The sequence below is a fragment of the Litoribacterium kuwaitense genome, from assembly GCF_011058155.1.
GTDB lineage: Bacteria > Bacillota > Bacilli > Bacillales > DSM-28697 > Litoribacterium > Litoribacterium kuwaitense.
In genome coordinates this window covers 33,110-48,715 of the sequence record NZ_JAALFC010000006.1, presented here as the reverse complement: position 1 = coordinate 48,715, position 15,606 = coordinate 33,110, and the positions used below count along the sequence as shown (strand labels likewise).

Below are 15,606 nucleotides of genomic sequence, written 5' to 3'. Positions count from 1 at the left end.
CAGGCTACTCACACCCTTTTTAAGTAGTATCCATATTCGTCTCCAGAATATCGTGACAAACCCGAACAATATAAGCGCCCCACCTGCAAAAAATAAATAGCAGGATTCGCATGTCCTGCCTGTGGTAATAGCGGAACACTGCTCCCATCGAATGGATCTTTTGGCGCTTGAATATTTGTACCTGTGTCGTCTTTTAACCCTGGTGCATCCTGCTCGCCCGAATCTTCTGTATCATTTGAAATGTCTTTTGAATCATCATCTTCTGGATGCTCTATATCTGTCAAATCTTCACGTTCTCCACGATCGTCTGGGTCACCTGGTTCTTTAGGATCGTCTGGATCGTTCGGGTCATCAGGATCGTTGGGATCGTCCGAGTCATCGGGATCGTCCGGGTCATCAGGATCGTCCGGCTTTGCAGCTGCATAAAACCGCAATTTAAACTCCGAGTTTAACCCTTGAAATTCATTACCTGATTCCCAAGGAAAGTGTACTTTAAAAGTGAGTGCCTCCGAACTGCCCGCTTCGAGTCGTTGCGTTCGCTCAAAGTCCGTAAAATCAGCCAGTTTTCCTCTATAAATGACCCCCTCTTCCATGTGGGTCACAAGTAATTCCAATTGCTCAAAGAACATTTCGCTGCCCTTGACATACGTAGCTTCTGCTTCATACCAAAAATCACGCCGACCGTCGTTTGCCACTTCCAACGTCTGAACAGCTGTATCTCCTGGCTTAATATTTTTTAATGTGAAAAACTGATCCACAGGAAGCAGACCAATGTCCACTTCCTGTTTTTCAGCATTTACATCGGTTGGGGCAAAAGCAATAAAACCGCTAGCAATCAAGGCTACAAACCGTTTTTTCATGCACTCACCCCTGCTTATTTAATATGCGACTTATTCGCTATCCGCAGCAGCTTCATACTCTTCAGGAGTCAATCCATTATAAGAACGCTTATTGTCAATGACTTCTCCTGTATCAGGATCAACATCTGTTTCCTCAGTAATGTCAAGACCATTCCATTGTCTAGCTTCAAGGCTCATATTGATCGTCACTTCGTCACCTTGGAATTTGTTTTGTTCCATGTAATTGGAATCACCAACAGTTGTTTGATCATCGACAAAAGTTAACTTGAACTTAATCGTTTCTGTTTCTTCAGGAAGGACTGGGAGACCTGAATAGTCTTCTGCTCCTGGATGCATTGGCGCTAAATTCAGCTTGTCATCAACTGTGACAACACCATCTAAATTACCGTTTCGAATGTCTTCTAACGTGATACCATCTTCAGGCTCAATAATTCGGAAATTGTCACCTGTTGCCTCATCTACCCGTAAAATTTCAACCTGAAATTGCTCAAGGAATTCACCAGCTGTATTGTCTGCTGATTCTCCAGTATGTCTTTCGTACTCGTTATCACCATTCATAAATCCTTCTTCAGGTACATCAATAGTCATTAATACATCTTTAATGGCAAGTGTACCGTTATTGTGTAGGACAAATTCATGCTCTAAAGAATCGCCAGGTTTTAAATTGCGTAAGACTAACGCAGTTTCTACGCCATCTTGATCATTGATATCTAAGTCAAGCGTACCGGCGCCAAACGTTCCTGTTGCTTCTTCAATATCGTTAAATGCTGCCCACGTTCCTCCTCCAACTAATGATAATCCTAAGCTTGCTGAAAGTACGCTACCTGCTAGTTTCTTTTTTAAACCCATTGTTTTTCCTCCTGTGCTTTGTTTTGTTGGTTTGCTACTGCCTCATTTCCTTTGGCTTTCCTCTCAAGCTCACGAATAATGCTCCATGCAGTGAAGATGGCATGGGCAATAAGGATGATGCCAGGGACAATGAGCATGACGACTGGACCCCAGTTCGATTTCATAAACATGATCAAATATCCGAGTAAGGGAATTGTAAAGCCTGCGTACGTCGCAGTAATATTTTCAGAGCGTAACAATTCTGCATCAGCAGCGTCATTGTTATCTCCTTTTGTTAGAAAAACACCTTCGGACCGCTCTTCGATAATGCGGTGAGTCACGAGTTGTTCTTCTGGAGTGATAAACGTAACGATGTCCTGAACACCTATGTCCGCATCACTTTTTACCGGCTCTACTGCAATGACTGAACCTGTCTGCATCGTAGGCTCCATTGACCCAGAAAGAACCACCTTAAACTGGTATCCAAATAAAGATGCTTCTCCTTGACCAGCTTTCGTTAGAATAAACATTATGGCCACTGTAATTACAGCTGTGTAGAATAAAACATTACCGAGACCTTTCAAAAGACGTAGCACTGACATTACTTTTCACCCCTTTCAGCATTTGATTTTTCACTCACTGGAGTGTCAGTTTTTTCTCGTTTAGCTTGCTGTTCATTAACGTCTTGCTTTTGATTTTTTGCTGAAGATTCTTTTTCGTCTTTGTCGACTTGATTCGCATCGGTGAGATCACTCGGTTGACGCTCAGCTGTTTTTTCTTCAACAGCATCTTTTGGACTTTCAGAAGGTGCTTGTTCTTTCTCGGAACCTTCTTCTTTCGTTGCATCAGAATCCTCGTTCTCCGATACCTCGTCAGACGTCGGCGTTTCTGCATCTTGATCTTGTTCGGCAGATTCATCTGACTCAGCGACTGGTTCTTCTTTTGCTGGAGTATCTTCTTCCGATGTACCATCTTCAGTTGGTGGAGTCCCATCCTCGTCTCCCGAGGTTGATTTATCTTCTAATGAAGTATCTTCCTCAGATTTATCGGTTTCTGAAACATTTTCCTCCTGAGTTCCATCAGGTGGCGGAAGCTCTTCACCTTGACCGCTTTCTCCCTCTTCCACAGGAATTGTGTCCTCCGTTGAATCATGACCTTCCTGAACCCCTTCTTCATTTGAAGCGGGATGCTCAGGGAGCTGGTCAGTTTCACCTTCTAATTCCGTTGTTCCTGGCGTCTCAGCGTCGACTTCATCATTAAATAACTGCTTCTCAAATTCTTCTTTACTCAACGTCCCCTCAAGAAAAGAATGAATATCCTCTGCTGTAACTTCACCAGTTTTTAATTTTGCATTTAATTCATCAAGGTCATACCCTTTGTTTACCATCTCATTAAGTAAATCTTCTGATTTCGAAACGTCTTCAGAACGTTCGCTTGCGGCTGATAACAGATCTTCCTCATTCATGGAACCTTCTAAAAATGATTTCAATTGTTCTTCCGATACTTTTTGTTCCTCTATCGCTTTCAATAACGCATTAGAAATATTTTGTTCCAATAGCTTGCGGCGAAGCTCAGGATCTAAAGGAAGATCAACAAACTTCTGGATATCTGATTCAGAACGGTTTCCATCAATGATTTGGTCGATTGTATCCTCTGAAAGCTCTCCATCAAGCCATAGCCGCCAAACATTTTGTGATATTGTACCTTTTTTATAGACATCATAATATTCCGGTTTTTCAGACCACTGTTCCAATTCTGCAAGTGTCCACTTTCCTTGTTGAAATTCATCAATCATTTTTGAATTGATGTGAGGCAATTCTGCAAGGCGTGCCATGTCACTCGTGTATTCTATGCTTTTTGTGACAGTTTCCTTTTCACCTTGATATCCATATCTTTGTTGTACAGTAAGCGTATATGTTCCCGGTTCAGTAACTGAAAACGAAAGCGTCTTACTAGAATGACCTTTTAATGATTTAAATACTTTTTCTTCACTTTCATACCCAGGACCGTCGAACATGTACATCGTCTCTCCAAGCATTTCATATGGTGTATCATTCGTAACAACAAACTCTACAGCTTGATCTGTAAAGTGAAATTCCCCACTTTCGATCACTAGCTCACTTCCGTCCCACGGAAATGCTGGTTCCCATGATACATGAAGTTCTCCATTATAATGAATGACATCATTATACTTTGCCAGCGTTCCATCTACTGTTGTCACAAATGCCCAGATACCCATTTGTGAAATGCAGAATGTAGAAACAATCACATGTCGAACCATTCTTTTTTGAGAACGATAAGTAGTGACTCTTTTTTTTCGAATTGCCCCTCCCTCCTCTGTTATCATTTAAATTCTTAAAACATGATCACTATTGTTCTCTTTTAAGAACAACCGCATTTAGTATATCCATAGAACTGAATAGTTAAAACAATCATTTTTCGGCAAATTTGATCATTTTTAGCAATAAACACCGTGTTTACTTGCTAATACTTGAAATAACTTACGTTTGCGCTTTTGTATTATTGTTTAAATCGTTCTTAATAAAGCACAAAATAATCTCTCCTTATTTTATCAGCATTTCTTACTATCCTTCGTTATATCAAATTAATATTTGTTTAAAAACTTTAGCAAATGTTAAATAGAAAAAGAGAGTAAAAAATCTGTTAAGCTTTCTTCTAGTAAAAAAATTGTTCAACATTTCACAAATACATGTAGATTGTTTCACATTTAAGAGGTATACTGAAGGTGTAATTATACTCCAAAGAAAGAGGGTCAGATGATTATGGCTAAAACGGTATTTAAAACGACTGCTCATTTACAAGACGGGGTTCAAGTAAAGGTTAAATCAAGAAATTTTGAAATTACTGTGGACGAGCCTAAAAACTTAGGCGGAACTGATACAGGAATGAATCCAGTAGAGCTTGTTTTAGGGGCACTTGGCGCATGCCAGGCGATTGTGGCTAGAATTTACGCTAAAAAATTTCAAATCGAGTTTAGTGATTTTTGGATAGAGCTTGAAGGAGACCTTGATCCAGACGGATTTTTATTAAAAGCCGATGTTAGAAAAGGTTATACAGATATTCGCTACAACATTCATATTAAAACGGATGCGCCAAAAGAAAAAGTGGAAGAATTTGTTGCCTTTATTGAACAGACATGCCCTGTCGGTGACACGTTAGCGCAACCTGTGCAATTAAAAGTAAACCAAATTGTTATTGAAAACTAAATGCACCTAAAAAAGAACCGCTCCCAATGACCGGTTCTTTTTTCATTTACATATCTTCAAGGGGTTGTGCGTTGCCGAAGTTAAAGTCTTTCCAATCTACTGGTGCAGCCCAGCGCACACCGTTTTCAATCACATGAAGAATTTCTTCATTATAGTAAGTTGGATATGTTTCATGACCAGGGCGGAAGTAAAAAATCTTTCCGTTACTCCTTGTAAATGTACATCCGCTTCTAAAAACTTCCCCACCTGTGAACCAGCTCGTAAAAATGACGTGATCAGGTTGAGGGATATCAAAGAACTCACCATACATTTCCTCTGCTGGCAATTCGATATAGTCACCAATGCCTTGAGCAATAGGGTGATTTGGCGCAGTGACCCAAAGACGTTCTTTATCATTGGCTTCACGCCATTTTAGATCACATGTTGTCCCCATTAGCTTTTTGAAAATCTTAGAAAAGTGGGCTGAATGCAATGCGATAAGCCCCATACCAGCATGAACTCGATTGTACACTTTTTCAACAACAGCATCGTCTACTTCATGGTGAGCCGTATGCCCCCACCAAATAAGCACATCAGTATTCTCTAAAACGTCATCAGTGAGCCCGTGCTCCGGCTCATCCAAAGTGGCTGTTTTTGTTGTTATTCCTTTGCATTTGTTTAAATAAGAGGCTAACGCTTCATGGATTCCGTCTGGGTACACTTCTTTTACCTGTTCATTTTGTTGCTCATGGCGAAATTCATTCCATATCGTTACTCGAATAGCCATTGAATTTACCCCCACATAAAATTAAAATTGAACTGGCACACCAGTTTCATCAGATTGATACAATCCATTAATAATCTTTTGGACGATCACCCCTTGTTCAGCTGAACATAATTTATCGGAAAGTGATCCGTTTTGGATGCTTTCTACATATAAGCGTATTTGCTCTTCATACGGGTTGATCTCCTGCAAGTAAGCTGGTTTTGTATCTGTTAATGATCCGTGCTTCTCTTGGAAAATATGTAATGGGAACAAGTCAGCTCCTCCGTGGGACCCCATTACCTTAACGTTCATCGTTTCATTCTTTTCAATGTTTGCTGCAAATGAACTCTCTACTACTAAAGAACCACCATCTTTAAAACGAATCATTCCACGAGCCATGTCTTCAACTGTGAAGTTTTCCCAATCCCATGCACCCATCAGGCCAGGACCTTGTCTTGTGCCAATTTCTGCATACGTCGCACCCATAACGACCGATGGCTCGGGATATCCCATTAAGTATAAGGCCGTGTCAAGCATATGAACACCGATATCGATTAAAGGACCTCCACCTTGCAGTTCTTTGTTTGTAAAAACGCCCCATCCTGGAATACCGCGGCGACGAAGTGCAATCGCGTTACTTGCATAAACGCGGCCCAAATCTCCGTTAAGAATATATTTTTTGAGCAATTGCGTTTGTGGCTGCTGGCGGAAATGGAAGCCATACGCTAAAATTTTGCCCGCGTCCTCAGCAGCTTGCTTCATTTGTTCAGCCTCTTCAACAGTCATTGCCGGCGGCTTTTCACAAAGAACATGAATGCCAGCTTTAAGGGCAGCCACAGCAATAGGTGCATGAAATTTGTTAGGGGTACAAATAGAAACAATATCTAAATTTGCTTTCTGGAACATTTCCTCATAATCGCTATACGCAACCTCAAAACCAAACTCTTCTTTCACTTCTTCTGCTCTTTCGATTGCTACATCACTTACAGCAGCTAAAACAACCGCGTCTTCTAACTTCTTGTAGTTAGGGATATGTGCAGCTTTAGCTATACCACCACTACCAACAATACCTACTCGCAATTTTTCTACTGTCATACATACTCGCATCCTTTCCGAACTTATAAATGTAATCGATTGCATCATACAATGTTTTATAAAAATGTCAATCCACTCATTTGATCAATATGAGTGATACGCCGAGTTTCCCCGGCGTACGTCTCATCATCATGAATGAAAATTAAAATCAAACTGATTTAATGGCCAAAAACGCAAACTGACTTCTCCAACAACATGATCAATTGGTACAAAACCGAAATGACGGCTGTCTGAACTTCCTCGTCGGTTGTCACCTAAAACAAACAAACTTCCTTTAGGGACAATCTGGTCAATGTCTCCAGTTAATCTTCCAAGGGATTGTTCTTTTAACTCAGACAAGTAAGGCTCAGGAAGTGGCTTTTCATTAATCAGGAGTTGGTCATTTTTATAGACCACATGATCTCCCGGAAGACCAATGACGCGCTTTACATAATCATTTTTATCATTGTAATGAAAGACAAGCACATCAAAACGCTCAATATCCCCAATGGTATAACCAATTTTATTGATTAGTAACAAATTGCCATCTTGAAGCGTTGGCTCCATAGAGCTTCCCTCAACAACATAGCTTGAAAACAAAAAGCTTCGAATAATGTAAGCTGCAATCAAAGCGATTCCAATGGTTTTCACCCAATCAAACCACTGACTTCGTTGTTTTTCATTACGTCGATTTTGGTCTTGTTGGTCTTGTTCTTCCATACGCTCTTTTGTAACTCCCTTCCCGCTACCTTTCACGACTGCGTTCAACCTTCATTTGCAATCGTTTTTCAATCCTCTTTCCAATGTACCATAAGATAGTGATGGCAAGTAATGCTGAAATTGTTCTAATAGGCTGAGTAATCAACGCTTGTAGATCATGACCTATATAAGATACTAAAAAAAACATCATTGCTTTCCCCATCATGAGGGCTAACAAAAACTGATGGATACTCACCCGCGATAAGGCTGCCACAACATTAATTAATGATGACGGCGAAAATGGAAAACAAAGTAAGATGAATAGTGGACCGAAGCCACGTTCTTTGACCCACAGCGTCATTTTTTTTACATTTTTCTGCTCACGAATAAAGCGTAGCCATCGCGCTTCTCCAAGCGATCGAACGATCAAAAAGACGCAAAACGCCCCAGCCGTTGCGCCTGTCCACGAAAGAATAAACCCTTGTAAAAGTCCAAAAGCTTGAGCATTCGCAAGACCAAACAGCACCACTGGAAGAATTGGAATAAAAGCTTCGATAAAAGGCAAGAGAAAGCCAAGCACCGGGTATGCTTCATATTGTTCCACAAAATGAGATACATTTCCTTCATTTATCCAGATGTTGACTTCATCTAACCATTCTCTCATGCATTTATTAGCTCCTCATTATTGCTATCTTCCACTTTAGTTTACTACATCCACAATCATATTCATAGCTGATGGAAACATATCTCCAGACTTTGTGAATAAAGTCGCTGTTTCTATCAAATGATATGACCAATCAAAGGTTAACGGCATTAGTCATACTGTAACACACCAAGCTTAACTTCACGAAAAGAGGTCACGATAAATGGAAGATTTAACGATTGCCCGTTCTCTCTTTGGCATGACAATGGGTGTACACATTATCTTCGCAACACTTGGTGTCGGTTTGCCTGTCATGATTTTACTCGCTGAACTATTGTATCAAAAAACGAGTGAACGAGATTATGCAATTATGGCAGATCGATGGACTCGGGGCTTCGCCGTCATACTCGGTGTAGGTATTCCGACTGGCACAATTGCTGGTGTTCAACTCGCGCTCTTATGGCCTGGATTTATGGAGGTTGTTGGGAAAGTTATTTCCTTGCCTTTTCAAATCGAAGTGTTTGCTTTTTTTCTCGAAGCGCTGTTCATGTCCATTTATGTCTATGCGGCCGACAGGCTCTCATCAACCCAACGTATTATATCGCTTGTCTTTGTTGCGATCGGTGCATTGGCTTCTGCGATCCTGATTACAAATGTGCACGCTTTTGAGGGAACACCTGCTGGTTTTTCTCTTGTAAATGGAGAGATTACGGACGTCGACCCGTGGAAGGCTTTTTTTAACTCCAGTTTTTTGGTCACTGCAACACACGTAGGTTTAACTGCGATTATGACTGGCGCTTTTTTTATCGCTTCTATCGCTGCATTTAAGCTTCTCAAAAACAGACAAAATGAAAAGGTTCGTCGCTTTCACCAAAGAGCTTTGCTGATGGCACTCATTACTGGTGGGATTTTTTCATTTTTAACAAGTCTAAATGGCCATGAATCAGCTCAACACCTTCATCAAGAGCAGCCTGAAAAACTCGCTGCGGCTGAAGGTTTGTTTGAAACGACAACCTATGCCCCACTTTCTATTGGCGGGTATACGGATCGTGAATCAGAAGAAGTCAAATTCGGCATTGAAATCCCTTGGGCACTCAGTTTTTTGGCCAACAATCGATTTGATGAGGAAGTGCTAGGCTTAAACGCATTTCCCGAGGAATGGTGGCCACCTCTTTTTCACACACCCTCTTCAATACGATGGTTTTTTCAGGTGTTTTTTTACTTGCATGGTCAGCACTTGCAACGATTATGTATTTTATTCGGAAAAAAAAGCCCTTTCCAAAGTGGCTATTATGGGGATTTGTCTTTTCTGGCCCAATTGCGCTTATAGGAATTGAAACAGGATGGATATTTGCCTGCTCTGGTCGACAACCGTGGGTCATTTATCGAATGATGAAAACGTCTGAGTCTGTGACGGTCGCAGCTGGACTGCCAGAAATGTTTATGGCGTTCTTAGTCATCTACGTCATTTTAATCATTGCCGTAATCCTTGTTCTTTTCCATTATTTTAAGCGAAACCCATTAGAACCACTTCTGGCTTCGCAAAAAGGAGGGCAACCTCATGAATGACGATGTCTTGGCAATTACCTTACTTTGGGGTTTTGTCGTTTTGTACTCTGTCGCTGGAACAATTGATTTTGGGTCAGGCTTTTATTCAATGCTTTACAGAAAACGTCCTCAAACGCGAGCGACAACCATTGCTAATAAATACCTTTCTCCATCGTGGAAAGTTACAAATGTATTTATTGTCATGATTGTCGTCGCACTGTTTAGCTTTTTTCCAGGGGCTTCCTTCTCATTAGGGACAGTTCTATTGATTCCCGGAAGCATGATTGTATTATTACTGGCATTGAGAAGTGCGTTTCTCGTTTTTTCGGCATCAGCACACCCAAGGTATAAAAGAACGCTGGAAGTGATCTCCGGATTGTCTGGTATTTTAATTCCAGCGCTTCTAATCCTCGTTTTACCTATTACTCATGGAAATTACATTGGCTTTATTGAAGGTCGTCCTTCCCTTTTACCTGACGCATTACTGACAAGCCCTAGCATCTACGCGTTCATTTTATTCGCCGTTTTTTCAACGCTTTTTTTATCTGCGCTACTGCTTGCAGATTATTCTAACGTTGCTGGAGCGCGCACAGCGTATGACGTATATCGAAAAAACGCATTGATTCTCGGTCCGTTATCGTTTGTCTCTGCTCTTTGGATTGTATGGAGCGTTCGGTCGGAGGCTCCATGGTTATATGCTGGCTTATGGGACAATCAATTGTGGCTCTTCGCTTCGACAGCTTGTTTCATGATCGGTTATGCTCTTTTAATCACCGCTAAAAATCGTGCGGTGCCAGTCATACTGCCACGAACCGCTGTCCTTTTGACTGTGTTTCAATATGTGCTTGCAAGCTATGCTTATGGAAATGCTCACTTACCCTACATGATTTATCCGGATGTGACAATCTCTTCTGGCTTTACAACCCCAAATACATTTCGTGCGCTTTTTGTCACGTATATTGTTGGTTCAATTATTTTAGTGCCTGGATTTTATTTGTTTTGGAGGTTATTCATGAAGGATAAACGTTATGTGCAACAAGAGGATTAAATCACACGATTGTTCATTAACTGTCGCAAATGAGTAATGCGATTAATTTGTGTCTTCAAGGAGGATGGGGAGATATTTACTCTCCATTTTTCTTTTTCATTAAACTGAATAAATACTTCTTTAGAAATGGGTTTAATCTTTTCAATGCATTTAAAAGAAATCCAGCAACATTGACTTGATGATGGTGAAGTTGTGGGGAACAAATAAATGTCAGCTGATGTGGATAGAACAATTGGAGGTTTGTATGTAATTCCCGATAACGCTTTTGTTCCGTCCTGGCGTCCACGTAAACTACTGCCATAATATTCACAGCTAAGCCTTACAAGATCGAACGGTTTGATATCGAGCAAATAATCAGCATTCTCTTCCAAAACTCTCGAGAATAATTGTCCATTTGAGCATATTTCCGGAAAAACAGCCAAGGCTTTAGATTGAATATTATAAATAGACGAAGGAAATAGTTTTTTCAAAAAATTCACTCCTTAATATTTAGTACCTCCGACCTATCTTTATCTTATCGATGATGGATATATTTGTCAACATAAAAATGGCGACCTCTTAAATATCATTTGCTTTCTCTCATGACAGGTGTCTTTTTTATTCGCTAATAATATTAAGTCCTATAGTAATATTCCACCTATTTTTTCATTATTATCTTTCCTTGCTTTTCTCTGTTTTATTGGAACAATGGCACAAGCATTGTGCTCTGCGGCTCATAAGATGATCTTGTCTTGCTATAACAAGACCCTTAGTTTTTTAAATCGCTGCGGATAAATTATTTATTCGTATTAGGGAGGACATGGTCATGGACTTTGATGATTTCTGTTGTGGCTCGAGAGGGCCTACTGGACCACCTGGAAGAGTTGGATCACGAGGGCCTCAAGGACCACCTGGACCGCCTGGACCCGCTGGTGGAGAAAGAGGACCTACCGGACCTACTGGACCTGCCGGACCGCAAGGCGACGCGGGGCCTACTGGACCTGCTGGACCGCAAGGTGATGCGGGGCCTACTGGACCCATCGGACCTACTGGAGGCGATATAACGAGTGTTGGCTTTTCTGCCTCTAGAACACCCGCAACTGTTTCTGCTAACACTGTATTAGACAATTGGACCGTGACAAGTCCTTATTATGGATCACCTGACTTTAACCCAACGACTGGTGAATACACTGTTCCTGCAACTGGAAGATATTCCATTAAAGCGATTATTAGCTATCAGACAACGGCTGCACTTTCAGTCTCGCTTGGTAGCGGTATTAATCCATCATTCGTCGTCCAACGTACTTCGCCTACTCCTACAAACCTTGTTGAAGGACTATTCCCATTATTAAATGTAAACGTTGCTTTAGTTCTCACATTACGAGCAATTTTAGGAAATGGTCAAGTCATTTTACAAGGAGATGTTGAGTTAAATGCAGGCGACGTCATTAGCATCCTTTATCAATCAGATGGGTTAACGATCGACTTAAACTTAGGCGGCGGATCTCCTGAAGGAACGATTTGGTCGGTTCATAGATTGTCTTAAAGCACCATTCGACACGCCACTTTCTTGTGGCGTGTCACTCTTTTGACAAACACTCTCGTTGGTCGTTACTCGTCTTTCGTAATCTTCTCTCTAATTCAAAATTTATCCTTTCGCCAAGACTGATTTATCCAGCCTGTAACTTTTACTCTCATAACTTTTTCTAAATTATTTAAAAATACTTGCATCGGATTTATGAACTCTCTATAATAAAAAAAGGGCTCAGGGGTGATTGATATGAACAATGAATATTCTTACACTGAAAAGATGTATGCATCTGCACCGTCGAACAGAAAGAATGTCAAGTCCTTTGTCCTTGACCTGTATATTGATATGGTTCTTGATGAGGCACTTACAAAAGCCCGGATCCAACAGCTACAGGACAAGATTGATGATGCGTTAGAACGTAAAGACAAGGAAGCGTTTATGGTGTATTCAAAAGAATATCATCGCTTAATGTCTTCCCTTTAACCGCCCAAAAGCTCTCATTTATTCATGTTTAATGACATTAAACAGCCCGTTCATCTCAGCGAACGGGCTGTTTTTGACTTTTAAAGAGTACGTATATACTGAATAATCAAATCCATTTCAATACGTTGAACTTCCTGACATTTCACAATTAAAACGGCATCCTTTTGTGAAGTGGCTTTCTCGACTTCTTCGACGAACGCTACCGGATCCCAAGCTGACTTGTTAAAATCAGGCAAGTGCTCCGAGGCGTGTTTATTTAATTCCGGATAAATTTCATGTACTCCTGCCCTTCTAAACCAATAATTTGCATTGGAAAAGTCCCCTTCTCGTCGGTGCATCACACCATGAAGAAAGCTTCCGGTCGGCTGTTCTATTTTCTGTGAAAGTTCGTGAGACGCGTATAAGTCATCATTCCATAACAAAAGTGCGCTACGTAGTGCGTCTGCGCCCCAGTGCGGTGCATCTTCTCGAGCCAACTCACTGTTCGGAAGATCTTTTATTTTTTCTGACAATTCTTCATCCCACAAGGTCTTTGGCCGCAATGGCAGCTCTCTGCCACGTTGATTTAAGATTTCTGTAACCGATTGCAATGTTTCCAAAAAACACCCTCCTTAGGCTTTTTCTCTATTTCTTTAACGACTGATTCTGCGGATTGTTTTAAGCTTAAAGGGTTTCCCGCCGATGATCAAGTCATACCCTTCTAGATCATCGACGTATTTACGAATTCATAACCAGTCGTTTTCGCGCATCGCTGTATTGGTCTTCCTCTTTTTTTACCTCGAGACTATGCTGCTCAATGATTCGTAAAACGCGCCGAACTTCTTGATTTTGCTTTTTTAGGTGCTCTAATGAAAGCTCTATCTCTCCTTGAACAACCCAATCCGTAATCAATCCGTCAAAAAAGAAGTCTGCAAATTGACTAAATCCATCAGCTTCAAGGTGAAGGTCAAGTGAATGCTGGACGTCTTTTAGTTCTCTTTTAAATCTACGTAAAGCCTGCTGAGCACGATGCACAATCTCTCTCCCATCTCCCATATGCGACTGCTTTATTGCGGTCGATATTAGACCACCGCCAAACATGTCAAAGGTCCCCCATGAGCTTGCTTTTTCAAACGAAGCAATCGCCTCATTTAGAGCCCTTTGAACAGCTTTTCCTGCATTGACTGCTTCATCTAACTCTTTACCTAGCGCGTGAGTCTCTTGTTCTTTTTGAATAAGTTCCTCTAACGCTTTACGGGTAAATGAATCCTGGTTCTTTAAAAAGTCCTCTTTTTCTTTTAGGAGTTCCTCGTATTCCTGATGCAGAGTGCCTAGCTTTGCAATCTCTTCTCGATAAGCTGCCGCTTCTTGTTGAAGGTCATTTTCAGCCTGAATAATTTCATCATACGAAAGCTTTGCCTGTGCTGCTTCTTGCCTTTCTTTTAAAAGCCGTTCCTCTTTCGTTCCCATTAAACGGTAAAATACATTATACGGATGAAAGCCTGTCAACTGCTCCACATCTTCTTCTTCTTTTTGCAATCTTTCTAAGAGATGCTCCTTTTTCTGTCGAATGTCATCCAATTCTTGCATGACATCATCTAACCGTCGTTTGAATCTCTCTTCCTTCTGTAAGCATTCTTCGATATCCCACAATCGTTCATTAATGACCTTCACATTCCTTCGCCACCTTCTGATCTATTCACTCATTACAATTATTTACGGAACACTTGACCTAGATGTTTCAAGATAACGCCAAATTCGATAAATTCGCTCAACAATAGGCGGGTGACTTGCTGTCCAAAATTGCACCCATGGCGGTGGATACGCTGTGGAGAAATTACGTTTTGCAATGGCTTGATACGCTGCTATCCCAGCTTCTGGCTCTGAGGAGGCTTCTAATGCAAAGCGATCTGCTTCATACTCCATACCACGCGAGACGCCTTGCTGAAGGGGAGAAGATAAAAACATCATGATGCTCACAATGAGAAGAAGAAACGGCACGGTGCGCGCATCTGTAAGTGAAAGGTGCCCAGCCTTATGTGCGAACCAATGGATGCAGCGATGAACAATATACAAAACAGGAAACATGAACAATATAACGCTAGCAAGACCGAGATAAAAATGTTTGTCTTGAAAGTGTCCAAACTCATGAGCTGTAATATATAAAACCGCCTGAAGAGGCAATGCTTTTAATGTATTATCCCAAACGACAATGCGAGCACTATCCCCAATCCCATAAACAAATGCGTTTAAAGCTGTGCTAGTCGAAGAACGATTCATTTCATACAAATGCTCTACGCCAATATCATGCCGATTTGCAAACGAGCGAATCTCGTGTGCGATCGGTGTACCTTCCAATGGAGTCGTTTCATAAAATAGTGGTTCAATCCAAACGGGCTGAATGAGCACATAGGCTATAGCCAGCGGTGTGACAAACGTCCAAAGAATCAGCCACCAATAGCGAAACCTTTTGATCAAAATGAAGACAAAAGTGACAAGAAAAACGAGTAACAATGCATTGACGACAAAGCCAAGCCAAAAATCAGTAAACCATTCAAAAAACGACTGTACATTTAACACTTCTCTAAATGCCAAACGATACTGTGCAAAACGAAAAGGCAGGGAAATGATTTGCGCGATAGTGAGCACGAACAGCGCAAATATAGGGACATGAATTTTTTCGGGAAATTTTTGTTTAATGCGCGACTGAAGCTCTTTCCCAGCTGGAGTCCAAATCAAACCCACTAAGGCAAGCCATATTAGAGGAGACTTCAGAAAAAAAACGACTGCACGTAGCCGGACCATGGCGACATGAGCTGACCATTCCCCTGCTGATAGAAATGTATGAGGATCTGCAGGTGTTCCCTTATAAACCTCTGGAACGTTAAAGGAGACTCCCCATGTAAAATACGCCACGATGCAAAGCGCATAACCTACATATCCAAAAACCATATAGCGATAC

16 protein-coding genes and 1 pseudogene are annotated in these 15,606 nt (G+C 41.2%); 5 read left to right on the top strand and 12 right to left on the bottom strand.

The annotated features are described in order from the left end of the window. Positions 1-8: 8 nt before the first annotated feature. Genes G4V62_RS05855 through G4V62_RS05840 form a run of 4 tightly spaced genes read right to left on the bottom strand, consistent with a single transcriptional unit; the run spans position 9 to position 3,957 of the window. Complete coding sequence (locus G4V62_RS05855; RefSeq protein WP_165200163.1) at positions 9-860, bottom strand: hypothetical protein; 852 nt, start codon at positions 858-860, stop codon at positions 9-11. A gap of 30 nt (positions 861-890) precedes the next feature. Further along, positions 891-1,709, bottom strand: coding sequence for a TasA family protein (locus G4V62_RS05850; RefSeq protein ID WP_165200161.1), 819 nt, complete (start codon positions 1,707-1,709; stop codon positions 891-893). Further along, positions 1,700-2,290 carry a signal peptidase I SipW gene (gene sipW, locus G4V62_RS05845; RefSeq protein ID WP_165200159.1) on the bottom strand — a complete coding sequence of 197 codons (591 nt, stop codon included), beginning with the start codon at positions 2,288-2,290 and terminating at the stop codon, positions 1,700-1,702. The genes G4V62_RS05850 and sipW overlap by 10 nt, the downstream gene beginning before the upstream one ends. Then, on the bottom strand, positions 2,290-3,957 hold the full coding sequence (locus tag G4V62_RS05840) for a hypothetical protein (protein ID WP_165200157.1): 1,668 nt from the start codon (positions 3,955-3,957) through the stop codon (positions 2,290-2,292). The genes sipW and G4V62_RS05840 overlap by 1 nt, the downstream gene beginning before the upstream one ends. A 514-nt stretch (positions 3,958-4,471) precedes the next feature. On the opposite strand from G4V62_RS05840, the gene G4V62_RS05835 reads away from it, so the two are divergent. Continuing rightward, positions 4,472-4,915, top strand: a complete 444-nt coding sequence (locus G4V62_RS05835; RefSeq protein WP_165200155.1) for an OsmC family protein — start codon at positions 4,472-4,474, stop codon at positions 4,913-4,915. Between the two features lie 46 nt (positions 4,916-4,961). Here the strand turns inward: G4V62_RS05835 and G4V62_RS05830 are convergent, their stop codons facing one another. The 4 genes from G4V62_RS05830 to G4V62_RS05815 all read right to left on the bottom strand — a co-directional run bounded on the left by G4V62_RS05830 (position 4,962) and on the right by G4V62_RS05815 (position 8,097). Beyond that, complete coding sequence (locus G4V62_RS05830; RefSeq protein WP_165200153.1) at positions 4,962-5,681, bottom strand: ThuA domain-containing protein; 720 nt, start codon at positions 5,679-5,681, stop codon at positions 4,962-4,964. Positions 5,682-5,702: 21 nt separating this feature from the next. Further along, positions 5,703-6,755, bottom strand: a complete 1,053-nt coding sequence (locus tag G4V62_RS05825) for a Gfo/Idh/MocA family protein (protein ID WP_165200151.1) — start codon at positions 6,753-6,755, stop codon at positions 5,703-5,705. Positions 6,756-6,884: 129 nt separating this feature from the next. Continuing rightward, entirely contained in the window at positions 6,885-7,454 is a 570-nt protein-coding gene (gene lepB / locus G4V62_RS05820; RefSeq protein WP_165200305.1) for a signal peptidase I, read from the bottom strand. 25 nt (positions 7,455-7,479) lie between these two features. Then, positions 7,480-8,097, bottom strand: coding sequence for a TVP38/TMEM64 family protein (locus tag G4V62_RS05815; RefSeq protein WP_165200149.1), 618 nt, complete (start codon positions 8,095-8,097; stop codon positions 7,480-7,482). Positions 8,098-8,299: 202 nt separating this feature from the next. Between G4V62_RS05815 and G4V62_RS05810 the strand changes: the two are divergent. Together G4V62_RS05810 and G4V62_RS05805 are read left to right on the top strand one after the other, a co-directional pair. Beyond that, positions 8,300-9,645, top strand: a pseudogene (locus G4V62_RS05810) (cytochrome ubiquinol oxidase subunit I). Beyond that, complete coding sequence (locus G4V62_RS05805) at positions 9,638-10,672, top strand: cytochrome d ubiquinol oxidase subunit II (protein WP_165200147.1); 1,035 nt, start codon at positions 9,638-9,640, stop codon at positions 10,670-10,672. The pseudogene G4V62_RS05810 and the gene G4V62_RS05805 overlap by 8 nt, the downstream one beginning before the upstream one ends. Here G4V62_RS05805 and G4V62_RS05800 read toward each other — a convergent pair. Continuing rightward, the gene (locus G4V62_RS05800) at positions 10,669-11,142 is read right to left on the bottom strand and encodes a competence protein ComK (protein WP_165200145.1); all 474 of its coding nucleotides are present in this window, start codon (positions 11,140-11,142) and stop codon (positions 10,669-10,671) included. The genes G4V62_RS05805 and G4V62_RS05800 overlap by 4 nt on opposite strands. Positions 11,143-11,477: 335 nt before the next feature. Here G4V62_RS05800 and G4V62_RS20275 point away from each other — a divergent pair, with 335 nt between their 5' ends. Together G4V62_RS20275 and G4V62_RS05790 are read left to right on the top strand one after the other, a co-directional pair. After that, positions 11,478-12,197: a collagen-like protein gene (locus G4V62_RS20275; RefSeq protein ID WP_165200143.1), complete on the top strand. Its 720-nt coding sequence runs from the start codon at positions 11,478-11,480 to the stop codon at positions 12,195-12,197. Between the two features lie 234 nt (positions 12,198-12,431). Next, entirely contained in the window at positions 12,432-12,665 is a 234-nt protein-coding gene (locus G4V62_RS05790; protein WP_165200141.1) for an IDEAL domain-containing protein, read from the top strand. 80 nt (positions 12,666-12,745) lie between these two features. Here the strand turns inward: G4V62_RS05790 and G4V62_RS05785 are convergent, their stop codons facing one another. From G4V62_RS05785 to G4V62_RS05775, 3 genes are all read right to left on the bottom strand, one after another. Beyond that, positions 12,746-13,264: a hypothetical protein gene (locus G4V62_RS05785; RefSeq protein WP_165200083.1), complete on the bottom strand. Its 519-nt coding sequence runs from the start codon at positions 13,262-13,264 to the stop codon at positions 12,746-12,748. A 118-nt stretch (positions 13,265-13,382) separates the two neighbouring features. Further along, positions 13,383-14,318 (bottom strand): hypothetical protein, encoded by a 936-nt coding sequence (locus tag G4V62_RS05780; RefSeq protein WP_165200139.1) that lies wholly within the window; start codon positions 14,316-14,318, stop codon positions 13,383-13,385. Positions 14,319-14,360: 42 nt separating this feature from the next. Further along, a complete protein-coding gene (locus tag G4V62_RS05775) occupies positions 14,361-15,596 on the bottom strand; it encodes a M48 family metalloprotease (protein ID WP_165200137.1) in 1,236 nt (411 codons plus the stop codon). Between the last annotated feature and the right edge of the window lie 10 nt (positions 15,597-15,606).

What these genes read in the sequence shown, in the direction of transcription:
- G4V62_RS05815 (WP_165200149.1), bottom strand. Translation starts at nt 8,097, where the DNA reads ATGAGAGAATGGTTAGATGAAGTCAACATCTGGATAAATGAAGGAAAT.
- G4V62_RS05805 (WP_165200147.1), top strand. Translation starts at nt 9,638, where the DNA reads ATGAATGACGATGTCTTGGCAATTACCTTACTTTGGGGTTTTGTCGTT.
- G4V62_RS05775 (WP_165200137.1), bottom strand. Translation starts at nt 15,596, where the DNA reads ATGGTTTTTGGATATGTAGGTTATGCGCTTTGCATCGTGGCGTATTTT.
- sipW (WP_165200159.1), bottom strand. Translation starts at nt 2,290, where the DNA reads ATGTCAGTGCTACGTCTTTTGAAAGGTCTCGGTAATGTTTTATTCTAC.
- G4V62_RS05850 (WP_165200161.1), bottom strand. Translation starts at nt 1,709, where the DNA reads ATGGGTTTAAAAAAGAAACTAGCAGGTAGCGTACTTTCAGCAAGCTTA.
- G4V62_RS05835 (WP_165200155.1), top strand. Translation starts at nt 4,472, where the DNA reads ATGGCTAAAACGGTATTTAAAACGACTGCTCATTTACAAGACGGGGTT.
- G4V62_RS05825 (WP_165200151.1), bottom strand. Translation starts at nt 6,755, where the DNA reads ATGACAGTAGAAAAATTGCGAGTAGGTATTGTTGGTAGTGGTGGTATA.
- G4V62_RS05830 (WP_165200153.1), bottom strand. Translation starts at nt 5,681, where the DNA reads ATGGCTATTCGAGTAACGATATGGAATGAATTTCGCCATGAGCAACAA.
- G4V62_RS05855 (WP_165200163.1), bottom strand. Translation starts at nt 860, where the DNA reads ATGAAAAAACGGTTTGTAGCCTTGATTGCTAGCGGTTTTATTGCTTTT.
- G4V62_RS20275 (WP_165200143.1), top strand. Translation starts at nt 11,478, where the DNA reads ATGGACTTTGATGATTTCTGTTGTGGCTCGAGAGGGCCTACTGGACCA.
- G4V62_RS05790 (WP_165200141.1), top strand. Translation starts at nt 12,432, where the DNA reads ATGAACAATGAATATTCTTACACTGAAAAGATGTATGCATCTGCACCG.
- lepB (WP_165200305.1), bottom strand. Translation starts at nt 7,454, where the DNA reads ATGGAAGAACAAGACCAACAAGACCAAAATCGACGTAATGAAAAACAA.